This window comes from Streptomyces himastatinicus ATCC 53653 (genome assembly GCF_000158915.1).
Lineage (GTDB): Bacteria > Actinomycetota > Actinomycetes > Streptomycetales > Streptomycetaceae > Streptomyces > Streptomyces himastatinicus.
Genome location: NZ_GG657754.1, coordinates 6,372,638 through 6,385,491, shown reverse-complemented (window position 1 = coordinate 6,385,491; position 12,854 = coordinate 6,372,638). Strand labels below are relative to the sequence as shown.

Below are 12,854 nucleotides of genomic sequence, written 5' to 3'. Positions count from 1 at the left end.
CGACCGCTCGATCGTCACGTTCTTCCTCCTGGAACGCCCCGACCTCGGCCCGGACCTCACCTGGCTCGCCACTCGCCTCACCGCGGGCGACCTGGACCCGCAGATCTCCTGGCGCGGCAGCTGGGACCGCGCCGAGGACGCCGTGACCGCCCTCCTCGACCGCCGCCTCCACGGCAAGGCCGTCCTCGACATCGACTAAGCCATTCCCCTCACTAATCAACTTTGACTAGACTGCCCCGCATGGGCGAGAAGACCATTCCGATGCTGCCGTGCCGGACCCTCCAGCCGATCCTCGACTTCTACACCGTCCTCGGATTCGAAGCGACCTTCCAGCAGAAGAGCCCCAACCCGTACGCGGTCGTGGAGCGCGGCGGCATCCAGCTCCACTTCTTCGGCATGAAGGCCTACGAACCGACCGAGTCGTACAGCACGTGCCTCATCTACACCGACGACATCGACGGACTCCACGAGGCCTTCCGGACCAGCCTCAAGGCGGCGTACGGAAGAGTCCCGATCCGCGGCCTGCCGCGCATCGGGACTCTGCGGGACACCTCGCACGGCGTACGGCAGTTCCTCATGACCGACCCGAGCGGCAACTGCCTGCGCATCGGGCAGCAGACCAGCCGGGAACACCACCACCGCCCCGCCCCCAAGGGGACCTTCCCTCGAGCCCTGCACCACGCGCTGCTCTTCGCCGACTCCCGAGACGACCCGGCGGCCGCCGCGAAGGTCCTCGACCGAGCGCTGCACACGAAGGACGAGCACCCCACCCCCGTCCAGTCGCTTCGCCTCCTCGTACTGCGCGCCGACGTCGCCAGACGCCTCGGCGACGAGGAGACCGCGACGTCCGCCCTCACCCAGGCCGCCGCGGTCCCCCTCACCCCGCAGCAGCGCGAATCGGCACACGACGACCTCGAACGCCTCAAGGAGCTGCGGAGTTAACCCACGTCGGGGCTGTCAGCCGGGCAGGCCCCCGGTGCGGGCCGCGAATTCCCGCACGCCCGGCACGCGGGCGGACGTGTACAACAGGTCCGCCGTCAGAGCGCGCAGTGCAGGCCGCCGCACTTCCTGCGGCGCCTCCTGCTCCACCCTGCGGAGGGCCGCGAAGGTCTGCGGCTGGTCACCCAGGGCATGCCACATGCGTGCCGTATCCGTCCAGGCGCGGGCGCGGCGCTCCGCCGTCGGCATGCGGTCGATGCTCAGCCTTGCGGCGACCTGCACACCCTCATCAGGCGTGCCGAGTGCGTTGAACACGCCGATCCGGTACACCTCCACCTGCGTCCGGCTGGCGTCCACGGTGAACAGTCCCGGCACCTCCGGGCGCCGCGCGGCCTCCTCCTGGGCCTCGTCCAGCAGGCCCAGCGCCGTGGTGCGGTCCCTGCTGGTGGCCGCTGTGTACGCGGCCGTCAGCATCAGCGTCGTACGCACGGCCCCGGTCGGGGACTGACCGGCATCCAGATCGGCCGCCTCCTGAGTGAGCAGCCGTACCGCGGCCGGGGACCGCCCCGACCGCCGCATGGTGATCGCGAGCACCCGAGAGGACTCACCGATCGGAACCGGGTGGCCACTGGCCCGGGCCGCCGTCAGCGCACGGTCGGCAGCCACCCAGGCCGCGTCGTTGTGCTGCTTGAGCGCCAATTCGGCCGCCAGCACGTATGCCCGCGCGAGCGCCGTGCTCGCCTGCTCCCTCGCCCGCCCGCTCGACGCGTCCCGCGTCGCCGAGGCCGCGGCAAGCAGGCCCGGGAGCGCGCGGCCGAGCGAGGTGTAGCGAGCGGCACAGAAGTCCGATCGCGCGGCCGCCGCCTGCTCGGCGAGGCGGGCAAGCGGAACCGGGGCAGCGGAGGGGAGCCGGAAGAGAGCGTCCTCAAGGGCTGCCGCCGGATCGAAGTGGCCGGACGCGGCACCCGCTGGGGCGACACCGACAACGGCCGTCGCTCCGGCCGCCAACGCACCGGTGAGCAGATTCCTACGACGCACCGCATCCTCCTCGGCCGATGGACGCTCCACCGTATCGGCCGCGGGCCCATCCGGAGCAGGAGTCGCGGTCAGCCGGTCGGGTGGAGGTTCAAGAACGCCGCGAACTGCACCAGCGCGGCGTGGTCGAGCCGCATGCGGCCGGACTCGATCCGGGAGACGGCCGAAGGGGGATCCCCCCACCTCTATGCGCCTCGCCCAGCCCGGGCCGGAAAGCACGGCGGCCCCAACCGTGAAGCGGGGGCCGATCGCTGCATCCCAGAGTTCCCCAGGAGTACCGTCTGAGTGTCGAGTTCAGAACGGAGTTCAGCATGCCCGACGACGCTCACATTGGCGCCAGGCTCCGCACGATCCGCAAGCGCCGTGGTCTGAGCCAGCGAGACTTGGCCGCCGCCTCCGACGTATCGCTCTCCCTCATTCGCAAACTGGAGCAAGGCGAAATCGCTGACACTCGTATGGAGACAGCGCACCATCTCGCCGTTGCGCTGCGCGTCCCCACCAGCAGTCTCCTGGAGCGCGACGACGAGGAGCCCGCCGACGAGACCGCCGAAGAGTGGCGACCTCTACGAGCTGCCGTGCAAATCGCGGCCAGCCGTACGGGCGAGGCCCCGACAGTGGACGGTGTCCGCGCCCTACTGCCTGAGGTGCGCGAGGCGTATTTCGGCAACCACCTCGCCGAACTGACCGGCCTACTCGCGCCGCTGCTGCGGGACGCTGACGCGCTCGGCGACTCCGTCGAAGCTCGGGACGTACGGTCCCACCTGTTGCAGATCACCGGGTCCGTGCTCACTCAGGCCCGCCAGTACAGCGCGGCGGAGACCGCGCTCCGCCGCGCCCTGGACGACGCGCCGGACAGGTTGCGCGCCGCTGGGATCATCGCCACCTGGAGCTGGCTGCTCGTTCGGCAAGGGAAACTCGCCGCGTCCCGGGAGCTGGCCACCAAGTGGGCGGACGACGTTGAACCCAGGGTGAGCCGGGCAATGCCGGAGGAACTGGCCGCGTGGGGCTGGCTGCTGATGCAGGCTTCGGCTGCGAACCTTCGCGACAACCGGCGGGGGGAGGCGGACGACACGATGCGCCTCGCGAAGTCGGTCGCCGTGATGCTCGGACGCGAACTGCCGCGCGGTACTGAGCGGCTGACAACGTGGGGCCCGACCACTGTGCGGTACAAGGCATGCGAGCGGCACATCGTGGTGGACGAGCCGGACAAGGTGCTGCGCGCGGTGAAGCCGAAGCAGCCCGGCCCGGCGGCGACCCGAGGGCCCAGCGGTCTGGCGGTGAGCACCGAGTACCACCGGCACCGGCTGGACGTTGCCAAAGCTCACACCATGATGCGGCAGTACGGGCAAGCGGTCGACGTGCTGACCGGCGTCAACGAATCCGCGCCGGAGTGGCTGGCACATCAGCGGTACGCGCGGGACATCCTCGGGGACGTGGTGAAGCGGCGAAGGACGCTGACGCCGGAAATGCGCACGCTGGCGGACGCGGTCGGCCTGCCGCTGTAACGCTCGTTGGCACTTCCGCCAGCTGCTCGACGGAAGTGCCATTGAGTGACGAGGGTCACCACACTTAGCGTCACGACACGCATACAGAACGGGCCACGAGGAGCCGTGTCGTGATCGCTGAACCGCAGAAAGCCCTGCCCTGGAACCCGCCCAACGGGCACGCTGTGCAGTTATTCCCCGCAGGGAGATGGTGGGACGCCGTCCGGGGGCCGACGGGCCTGGGCGAGCACACTCTGAAGCTGCTCGCCCGCTACGTGCCCACCAGGCGGCAGCGATGACGGCGATCAGCACCCCCTCACCCCTCACCCCCATCGGCACAGGCCATCCGGCCTACGCCCAGTCGCTTCCGTGTACCGAGGAGTCCGTAGCCCTCGTGCGCCTGTCCGTCACCGCGACCCTGCGCGCGTGGGGGCTGGAGGACCTGGTGGACGACGCCCGCCTGATCGCCTCCGAGCTGGCCACCAACGCGATCCGGCACGCCGCCCGCCACACCCCCGCCCCCGAGCAGCGCGGCCGCTTCCGCCTCAAGGTCGAACGCCCCGACGATCACCTGGTACGCATCACGACGTTCGACCGGTCCCGGGCCGTCCCCCGCATCGTCCAGGCGAGCGAGACCGCTGAGTCAGGACGCGGCATGGCCGTGGTGGAAGCCCTCTCCTGCCGGTGGGGGATCGACCACAAGCCGTGGGGCAAGGGCGTCTGGGCCGAGTGCACCACCCCGGACCACCTGCCGTGACCTGCCGATGGTCGCCACCTTCGCTGATCTGCTCGCTCAAGGAGACAGCCCCGATGAGCCCCGACACCGCATCTGAGCGGCGCGCCCTCGCCGACCGGCTCCAGGAGGCCGGAGTCCTCAGCCATCCGAAGTGGCGCGCGGCGGTCGAGGCGGTGCCCCGTGAACTGTTCCTCCAGCCCGGCGTGTTCCTGCCCGCCGACGGGGGACGCTGGAAGCCCCTCACCGCGCTCGGCGCCGACCCGGCGGAATGGTCCAAGATCGCCTACCGCGACGAGTCCCTGGTGACGCAGTTGGACGGGCACCTCACCGCCGACCAGGCCGCCGCACCCGCCCCCGGCGTGCCCACGTCATCGTCCACCACGCCCGTGACGGTCGTCGGCATGCTGGAGGCCCTGGACGTCGAGGACGGTCACACCGTGCTGGAGATCGGCACCGGTACCGGCTACTCCACCGCCCTGCTGTGCCACCGGCTCGGAGAGGACAACGTCACCACGGTCGAAGTGGACCCGGGCGTGGCCGCCCGCGCGGATGCCGCCCTGGAAGCCGCCGGATACTCCACATGGACCATGACCGGCGACGGGCTCCTCGGCCACCCCCACAGCGCTCCCTACGACCGGGTTATCGCCACGTGCACGGTGCGGCGCATCCCCCACACCTGGGTACGCCAGACCAGGCCGGGCGGCACGATCCTCACCACCGTCGCCCCGGGCTCCTGGGCGTACGGCACCGGCCTCGCCAAGGTCACGGTGAGTGACGACGGGACGGCCGAGGGGCGGATCGTCGGGGAGTCGTCGTTCATGCAGGCCCGTTCCCAGGCCGCCGTACCGCTCGCCGGGGATCTATCGGCGCGTACCGCCTACGCCGACCACGAGCGCGAAGCGAAGGTGCCGCCGACGCTGCTGGAGGAGTGGATGCCCGCCTTCCTCGCCCAGCTCGCCGCGCCCGGAGCCCAGCTCGTACGCGCTGTCCTGGGCGATGGCACCCCGCAGCTCTACCTCTTCGACCCCGACCGCGAATCCTTCGCCGCGTTCGCCGAGAACGGCTGCGGCTGGACCGTCCGGCAGGGCGGGCCGGTGGCGCTGTGGGACGACATCGAGCAGGCGTTCATCGTCTGGCAGGCCGCCGGACGCCCTGACATCAGCTCCATGCGGCTCCGCGTCACCCCGCACTCCCACACCTACTGGACCGGCGACAGCCCCGCGCTGCGCTGCGAGCACCGGCTCATCTGAGCCCCGACACGACGAAGGCCCCGCCGGGTGGCGGGGCCTTCGTCGTACATGGGATGAGTGGAGATGGCGGGAATCGAACCCGCGTCCAACGGTGCAGAATCAGGGCTTCTCCGAGCGCAGTCCGCTGTGATTTTCTCGGCCCCGGAGATCACACGGACAAGTCTCCGACGGGCTCAGTCACTGTTTGATTTCCCACTACACCCCGTGACCGGGTCTAGTGGTTTAGTTCCCTAGTCGATGCCAGGATCCGGGTCGGGAACAGCCCCGGGCTGACACTTCGCAAAGTCGCTACTTAGGCAGCGAGGGCGAAGGAATCGCGCTTGGTGTTGGCGATTATTGGTTGCGACATATGGTTTACGAGATCATTGCCGCTTCCTCGGCTCGCTTCCCCTGCTTCGACAGCCGCTGTCGAAACCGATCATCCCCATGTCCATTTTTCAAAGGTGGTGCCACGCCCTGCGTGGGGCGCACCGCCATCATAGGTGAACAACGCGCTACGGGGCCACATCATTCCCGCCGGGCGACGTCCGAGGTCAGACGCGGCCGCGCTCGCGGCGGCGGGCCGCCGAGATCGCGCGGTCGGTCTCGCGGCGGTCCTGCTTCTCGCGGAGCGCCTGGCGCTTGTCGTAGTCCTTCTTGCCCTTGGCGAGCGCGACCTCGACCTTGGCACGGCCGTCCTTGAAGTACAGGGACAGCGGCACGATGGTGTGGCCGGTCTCCTGGGTCTTGTGGACCAGCTTGTCGATCTCGGCGCGGTGCAGCAGCAGCTTGCGGCGGCGGCGCGCCGAGTGGTTGGTCCACGTCCCCTGGCTGTACTCGGGGATGTGCACGTTGTGCAGCCACGCCTCGCCGTTGTCGAGCTGCGCGAAGCCGTCGGCGAGCGAGGCGCGCCCCTGGCGCAGCGACTTCACCTCGGTCCCGGTCAGCACCAGACCGCACTCGTAGGTGTCGATGATGTGGTAGTCGTGCCGCGCCTTCTTGTTCTGCGCGATCAGTTTGCGACCCGTCTCTTTAGCCATAGCAAGGCCATTCTCGCACTAGGCCCCGCCCCCGAGGCCACTCAATACTGTCCGGGCGCGTGCCTCGGCGCTCGGTCCTTCGTCGCCGTGGACCGTGAGGTCGGGGGTGATGCCCTGCCCGTCGACGGTGCGGCCGGCGGGGGTGCGGTAGTGGCCGACGGTCAGCTCGGCGACCGAGCCGTCGGAGAGCTTGCTGGGCATCTGCACCGAGCCCTTGCCGAAGGTGCGGGTGCCGACGACGATGGCGCGGCCGCGGTCCTGGAGGGCGCCGGTGAGCAGTTCGGCGGCGCTCATGGTGCCGCCGTCGACGAGGACGACCAGCGGGGTGCGGGTGTCGCCGCCGGAGCGGGCGTCGAGGACGCGCTGCTCGCCCCGTACGTCGTACGTGGCGACCAGGCCGCCGTCGAGGAAGGAGGAGGCGGTGGTGACGGCCTCGGTGACCAGGCCGCCGGAGTTGCCGCGCAGGTCGAGGAGGATGCCGTCGCCCGGGGGGACGTCCCGCACCGCGCGGCGCACCTGCTCGCCGGAGCCCTTGGTGAAGGAGTCGACCTTGATGCGGACGGCGCCCGGCCCCCGGTCGCCGACGCGGTCGACGGTGACCGGCTCGGTGGCCAGCCGCGCCCGGTCCAGGGACTGCCGCCACCGGTGGCCGTCGCGCTCCACGCCGAGCGTCACCGGGGTGCCCGCCGAGCGGCCGGTGTGTCCGCGCAGCCGGGAGACGACCTCGGTGACGGGGCGGCCGGTGGACTTCGTACCGTCGACGGACAGCAGCCGGTCGCCGGCCCGGAGCCCTGCGCGGTCGGCGGGGCTGCCCGGCTGGACGCGGTCCACTTCGATCCGGCCGCCGGTTCCCACCCGCGCGGAGACCCCGATGCCGACGTAGGCGCCGTCGAGGTGCTGGCGGAATCCTTCGTACTCACGGGCGCTGTAGACCGCGCCCCATCGGTCGCCGCTGCGGCTCACCACGTCACGGGCGGCCTGCGAACCGGACTTCCCGTCCTCCTCGGCCTTGGCCGCGGCCGCCTCGACCTGGTCGCTCTCGACGGAGCCTGCGGCGACCGGGCGGATCGGTATCCGCGCGGCCGACGAGCCCCGGTCGGCGGCCCGGGCGGGGCCGTCGGCCCCCCATGAGCCGGTGGCGGCGCCGGTGGCGAGCACGCTCACGAAGACCAATGTCAGGGCGGCCCCGTGGCGAATGCGGCGGGGATGGACGAACAAACACGGGCCCGACATGCCGGTGAGTGTAGGGCAAGCCCAGGCGCCGTACGGCTGGTTGTGAGGTACGGCGCCCTAGGCGAATGTCACACCTTGAGGTACTTGCGGAGCGCGAAGAAGGCCGCGAGGGCGGGCATGAGCAGCCCGATCGCCAGCACGAGCGGCAACTTGGCCAGCACCGCGTCCCACCCGATGAAGTTGATCACGTCGATCTTGCCCGCGAGCCAGTTGTTGACCAGGAAGTACTGGCCGCTGACGAGGAGTACGCAGGCGAAGCCCGCGCCCATCAGCCCCGCGATGGCGGCCTCCATGATGAACGGCATCTGGATATAGAAGCTGGACGCGCCGACGAGCCGCATGATCCCGGTCTCCCGGCGCCGGCTGAACGCCGACACCCGCACCGTGTTGACGATCAGCATCAACGCGACCACCAGCATCAGCGTCATCACGCCGAGCGCCGCGTAGTTCATGCCGTTGAGCAGATTGAAGAGATCGTCGACCAGGGCCTTTTGGTCCTGGACCTCCTGCACCCCGGGCCGGGCGGCGAAGGCGGTGGAGATGACGTCGTACCGGGTGGGGTCCTTCAGCTTGATGCGGAAGGACTCCTGCATCTGGTCCGGCGTCAGCGAATCGGCGAGCGGTGAATCGCCGAACTGCTCCTTGTAGTGCTTGTACGCCTGCTCACTGGTCTCGAACTGAACCGAGTCGACGATGTTCATCTGGTTCAGTTCGGAGCGGATCTCCTTTTTCTGGACCTCGGTGGCCGCGCCCTTCGCGCAGTTGGCCGAGGACTCCTTGTCGTTCTTGTTGCAGAGGAAGATCGAGACGTTGACCTTGTCGTACCAATAGCCCTTCATCGTGCTCACCTGCTGGCTCATCAGCAGGGACCCGCCGAACAGGGCGAGCGAGAGGGCTACGGAGACGATCACCGCGAAGGTCATCGTGAGATTACGGCGGAGACCGACGCCGATCTCCGACAGGACGAACTGGGCGCGCATGGCGTCCTTTCAGTGCTGGTAGCCGTAGACGCCGCGGGACTGGTCGCGGACGAGACGGCCCTTCTCAAGTTCGATCACGCGCTTGCGCATCTGGTCCACGATCTGCTGGTCGTGCGTGGCCATGACGACCGTGGTGCCGGTCCGGTTGATCCGGTCCAGCAGCTTCATGATCCCAACGGAGGTCTGCGGGTCCAGGTTGCCCGTCGGCTCGTCGGCGATCAGCAGCATCGGACGGTTCACGAACGCGCGCGCGATGGCCACGCGCTGCTGCTCACCACCGGACAGCTCACCGGGCATCCGGTCGTCCTTGCCACCCAGGCCCACCAGGTCGAGCACCTCGGGCACCGTCTTGCGGATCGCGCCGCGCGGCTTGCCGATCACCTCGAGCGCGAAGGCGACGTTCTCCCCGACCGTCTTGTTGGGGAGCAACCGGAAGTCCTGGAACACCGTGCCCAGCTGGCGGCGCATCTGCGGCACCTTCCAGTTGGACAGCCGCGCGAGATCCTTGCCCAGCACATGGACCGCGCCATGGCTCGCCCGCTCCTCGCGGAGCAGCAGCCGGAGAAAAGTGGACTTCCCCGACCCCGAGGAACCCACCAGGAAGACGAACTCGCCCTTCTCGATCTCGAGCGAGACATCCCGAAGTGCGGGACGGGTCTGCTTGGGGTAAGTCTTGGATACGTTGTCGAATCGGATCACTGATGCACCACGGTGACCTGGGTAGCGGTACGGGCTGCCGCCGGAGCGGCTCCCGTCGGTGAGCGTGACCATACGCGAAGCGCGCGCGGGCGCGCAGCGCCCATCCGGCTTGGTGCGTTTATTCACGGCACTATTGGGGGCAAACGGTTGACAAAGCGGCCGTCGAGCCGTCCGAAACGGCCACAGAACCGGTACGGATGCGGCACGGAATCGTGCGGGGCGCGCCGAACCGGGCGGAAGCTGGCACAGTGGAAGGGGAACCAACCCATTTCCCTGAGCGTTGGCCCCATATCTACTGCGGCACCGCCGCGCGGGAGGAGAAAGCGCATGACGTACGACAGGCTCGTCTGCGCCAACTGCGCGAGTCCGGTCAGTGAGGGCCGCTGCCCGGTCTGCCGGGCCAGCAGGGAGCGCCTCCAGCAGCAGGACGGCCTCTTCGGCGGGCTGACCCCGGCCGCACTGATAGCGCTCCTGGTGGCGCTGATCGCGGTGGCCGTGCTCGCCCACGAGATGGCGACCGTGGCGTAACGCAGCGTAATCACACGAACGGTACAGACGCCCGAGGGGCCCGGAGCTCTGCAGCGCTCCGGGCCCCTCGTCGTGCGATGCGGCGTATGAATCAGGCCACGTTGTTGTTGCGGTTCGCGAGACGCGGCACGACGCGGAAGCCGATGCCACCCGCGATCATGGTCGCGGCACCGATGAGCAGGAAGGTGGTCTCGGAGGAGGCACCGGTCTCGGCCAGCTCTTCCTTGGCCTTGCCCTGCTCGACCGGCTTGGAGCCGACGCTGTCGGTGTCCGTGTTGTCGTCGCAGTTCGTGGAGTCGAGGTCCACGGTGCAGGTGGAGTCGTCGCCGCCACCCGCGCCGCCGCCCTGGCTGGGCGAGGAGCTGGGCTGGCCGGAGGGCTCGTCGGTCGGCTGGTCCGTGGGCTGGCCGGTCGGCTGGTCCGTCGGCTCGTCCGTGGGCTGGTCCGTCGGCTCGCCCGTGGGCTCGTCGGTCGGCTCGTCCGTCGGGAGCGTCGGCAGCCCGGTGGGCAGGCCCGTCGGCTCGTCCGTCGGCTCGTCGGTGGGCTCGTCGGTCGGCTCACCGGTGGGAATCTCGGTCGGCTCATCGGTGGGGTCGTCGGGCTTGCCGACGCCGACACCGACGTCCAGGCCCTTCTCGTCCGCCTTGACCGAGGCGTCCACGCCACCGATCCCGACGTCGATCCCCACGGCCGATGCGGCGCCGGCGGCGGTCAGCGACGCACCGGCGGCTATCACCGCGGCGGCCGCTACGCGCGCGACACGCAGCCGCGTCTTCTTCGTCATCTGCCTGCTACCCCCAGTAGCTGTACTCGTAGTGGAGCAGCTATGCACGGGGCCACGGCCGTCAGGGAGAGAAGTTCCGCGGGCTCTGACTGCTCAGGCGATCCGCCGTTCCCCGTTCACACGCGCCCCAGTCATACGCATGCCGCGCGTCAGCCTTCCCAGTTTTCATGGCACCGTCAAGCGTCTTTGAGGGCAAGATGTCCGCTATGAAGGCGCTTGTGTGACGCATGGGTACAGGACTGTGACCAAAAAACGGCCTTGAGGCACCACTTGGCGATCGCGGGACCGGGCACGAAGGGCCCGGCCGGTGCCTAGCTCCCCTGTTCGCGCTGCTTGCGCCAGCGGATTCCGGCCTCCAGGAAGCCGTCCAGCTCGCCGTCGAGCACCGCCTGCGGGTTGCCGACCTCGAACTCGGTGCGCAGGTCCTTGACCATCTGGTACGGGTGCAGGACGTACGAACGCATCTGGTTGCCCCAGGAATTGCCGCCGTCGCCTTTGAGCGCGTCCATCTTGGCCTGCTCCTCCTGGCGGCGGCGGTCGAGCAGCTTCGCCTGGAGGACGTTCATCGCGGTCGCCCTGTTCTGGATCTGCGAGCGCTCGTTCTGACAGGAGACCACGATGCCGGTCGGGATGTGGGTCAACCGCACCGCGGAGTCGGTGGTGTTGACGCCCTGCCCGCCGGGGCCCGACGAGCGGTAGACGTCGATCCGCAGCTCGGACTCGTCGATCTCGATGTGGTCGGTCTGCTCGACCACCGGCAGCACCTCGACCCCCGCGAAGGAGGTCTGACGGCGGCCCTGGTTGTCGAACGGCGAAATGCGCACCAGGCGGTGGGTGCCCTGCTCGACGGAGAGCGTCCCGTACGCGTACGGGATCTGCACGGCGAAGGTGGTCGACTTGATGCCGGCCTCCTCCGCGTACGAGGTCTCGTAGATCTCCGTCTTGTAGCCGTGCCGCTCGGCCCAGCGCAGATACATCCGCTGGAGCTGCTCGGCGAAGTCGGCGGCGTCGACGCCGCCCGCCTCGGCGCGGATGTTGACGACCGCCTCACGGGCGTCGTACTCGCCGGACAGGAGGGTGCGCACCTCCATCTCGTCGACGGCCTTGCGCACGGCGTTCAGCTCGGCCTCGGCCTCGGCGCGCGCGTCCTCGTCGCCCTCGTCGGCGGCCAGCTCGAACAGCACCTCGAGGTCGTCGATCCGGCCGCGCAGCTCCTCGGCCCGGCGCAGGTGCCCCTGGAGATAGGAAAGCTTGCTGGTGACCTTCTGCGCGTTCTCCGGGTCGTCCCACAGGGACGGGGCCGCCGCCTGCTCCTCGAGCACGGCGATGTCGGCCCGCATCTTGTCGAGGTCCAGGACGGCCTCGATCGACCCCATGGTCGAGGAGAGGGACTTCAGCTCTTCGGATACATCGACGACTGCCACGTGCACCAGCCTAACCGCTATAGAAGGATCTCCGGCCCGTCGGTCCCAGGCCGGGACAGCGGGCCCTCAGGGCGTAACAGGGGGCCTGCCCGGAGTCACTGTCCTGAGTCCTGTAACGAGTCACTGTCCCGAGTCCTGTGAGGAGGAATGCTCGCCGCCCTTGGGCGCATCGCCGCCCTCGTCACCGCCCGCGACCAGCCATCCGCCGACGCCCACGACGACCAGCGCCGCCACGGTCGCCGCGGCGACCTTGAGCCGACGGCGGCGCAGCGCCCCCGAGACCGCCGGATGGCGCGCCGATCCCGCCCGGCGCTGGCCGTGGACGCGGGGGGCGCGGGCGGTGCCGTGCGCGCCGCCCGCCAGCTCGTCCGCGCTGGGCACGCGCATGCTGGTGTGCGTCTCACGGCTGCTGTCCGGCACCGCGCCGGGGACCAGCGGCACCGCGCCGCGCCGCCGCTGCTGCTGGTGCGGCCCGCCGTGCCCGTACCCCTGGCCGTACGCCTGCCCCGAGCCCTGACCGGTGGGGGCGGGCCGGTGCCCGCCCTCGAGGGCCTCGCCCTCGCTCTGCTCCTCGGCCTCGTCCGGCTCGTCGATGTCCAGCGGCGGATATCCGGCCAGGCTGGGCAGCATCTCGCGCAGCCGTGCCGCCAGCTCGGAGGCGCGCAGCCGGGAGGCCGGGGGCCTTGGCGAGGCCACTGGAGCAGCAGCTGCCACAGCTCGTCGGGGATGCCGGGCAGCGGGGC

The 12,854-nt window shown here is 69.9% G+C and carries 12 protein-coding genes, 1 other RNA gene and 2 pseudogenes; 6 read left to right on the top strand and 9 right to left on the bottom strand.

What is annotated here, in order from left to right:
* Together SSOG_RS53970 and SSOG_RS27130 are read left to right on the top strand one after the other, a co-directional pair.
* A pseudogene (locus SSOG_RS53970) lies at nt 1-199 on the top strand (zinc-binding dehydrogenase); the annotation flags it as partial.
* Nucleotides 200-240: 41 nt separating this feature from the next.
* Nucleotides 241-942: a bleomycin resistance protein gene (locus tag SSOG_RS27130; protein WP_039938811.1), complete on the top strand. Its 702-nt coding sequence runs from the start codon at nt 241-243 to the stop codon at nt 940-942.
* 15 nt (nt 943-957) lie between these two features.
* Here SSOG_RS27130 and SSOG_RS27125 read toward each other — a convergent pair whose 3' ends face one another.
* Entirely contained in the window at nt 958-1,977 is a 1,020-nt protein-coding gene (locus SSOG_RS27125) for a hypothetical protein (protein WP_039938808.1), read from the bottom strand.
* A 308-nt stretch (nt 1,978-2,285) separates the two neighbouring features.
* On the opposite strand from SSOG_RS27125, the gene SSOG_RS27120 reads away from it, so the two are divergent.
* The 3 genes from SSOG_RS27120 to tgmC all read left to right on the top strand — a co-directional run bounded on the left by SSOG_RS27120 (nt 2,286) and on the right by tgmC (nt 5,444).
* Nucleotides 2,286-3,479, top strand: coding sequence for a helix-turn-helix domain-containing protein (locus tag SSOG_RS27120; protein WP_009717457.1), 1,194 nt, complete (start codon nt 2,286-2,288; stop codon nt 3,477-3,479).
* 274 nt (nt 3,480-3,753) lie between these two features.
* Complete coding sequence (locus SSOG_RS27115) at nt 3,754-4,215, top strand: ATP-binding protein (RefSeq protein ID WP_039938807.1); 462 nt, start codon at nt 3,754-3,756, stop codon at nt 4,213-4,215.
* A 53-nt stretch (nt 4,216-4,268) separates the two neighbouring features.
* Nucleotides 4,269-5,444 carry an ATP-grasp peptide maturase system methyltransferase gene (gene tgmC / locus SSOG_RS27110; protein ID WP_009717455.1) on the top strand — a complete coding sequence of 392 codons (1,176 nt, stop codon included), beginning with the start codon at nt 4,269-4,271 and terminating at the stop codon, nt 5,442-5,444.
* 55 nt (nt 5,445-5,499) lie between these two features.
* On the opposite strand, the gene ssrA is transcribed toward tgmC, so the two are convergent.
* The 5 genes from ssrA to ftsE form a co-directional block, all read right to left on the bottom strand.
* Nucleotides 5,500-5,870, bottom strand: a transfer-messenger RNA (tmRNA) gene (gene ssrA / locus SSOG_RS47695).
* A gap of 107 nt (nt 5,871-5,977) precedes the next feature.
* Nucleotides 5,978-6,463, bottom strand: a complete 486-nt coding sequence (gene smpB / locus SSOG_RS27105; protein ID WP_009717454.1) for an SsrA-binding protein SmpB — start codon at nt 6,461-6,463, stop codon at nt 5,978-5,980.
* An 18-nt stretch (nt 6,464-6,481) separates the two neighbouring features.
* A complete protein-coding gene (locus SSOG_RS27100) occupies nt 6,482-7,696 on the bottom strand; it encodes a S41 family peptidase (RefSeq protein ID WP_039938805.1) in 1,215 nt (404 codons plus the stop codon).
* Nucleotides 7,697-7,764: 68 nt separating this feature from the next.
* The gene (gene ftsX, locus SSOG_RS27095; protein WP_009717452.1) at nt 7,765-8,676 is read right to left on the bottom strand and encodes a permease-like cell division protein FtsX; all 912 of its coding nucleotides are present in this window, start codon (nt 8,674-8,676) and stop codon (nt 7,765-7,767) included.
* 9 nt (nt 8,677-8,685) lie between these two features.
* Nucleotides 8,686-9,375: a cell division ATP-binding protein FtsE gene (ftsE, locus tag SSOG_RS27090; protein WP_009717451.1), complete on the bottom strand. Its 690-nt coding sequence runs from the start codon at nt 9,373-9,375 to the stop codon at nt 8,686-8,688.
* 327 nt (nt 9,376-9,702) lie between these two features.
* Here ftsE and SSOG_RS27085 point away from each other — a divergent pair, with 327 nt between their 5' ends.
* Nucleotides 9,703-9,903: a hypothetical protein gene (locus SSOG_RS27085; RefSeq protein ID WP_009717450.1), complete on the top strand. Its 201-nt coding sequence runs from the start codon at nt 9,703-9,705 to the stop codon at nt 9,901-9,903.
* A gap of 91 nt (nt 9,904-9,994) precedes the next feature.
* Here SSOG_RS27085 and SSOG_RS27080 read toward each other — a convergent pair whose 3' ends face one another.
* The 3 genes and pseudogenes from SSOG_RS27080 to SSOG_RS27070 form a co-directional block, all read right to left on the bottom strand.
* Nucleotides 9,995-10,687 (bottom strand): PT domain-containing protein, encoded by a 693-nt coding sequence (locus SSOG_RS27080; RefSeq protein ID WP_039938803.1) that lies wholly within the window; start codon nt 10,685-10,687, stop codon nt 9,995-9,997.
* Nucleotides 10,688-10,998: 311 nt separating this feature from the next.
* Nucleotides 10,999-12,111 (bottom strand): peptide chain release factor 2, encoded by a 1,113-nt coding sequence (prfB, locus tag SSOG_RS27075; protein WP_009717448.1) that lies wholly within the window; start codon nt 12,109-12,111, stop codon nt 10,999-11,001.
* A gap of 120 nt (nt 12,112-12,231) precedes the next feature.
* Nucleotides 12,232-12,854: pseudogene (locus SSOG_RS27070) on the bottom strand (serine/threonine protein kinase); the annotation flags it as partial.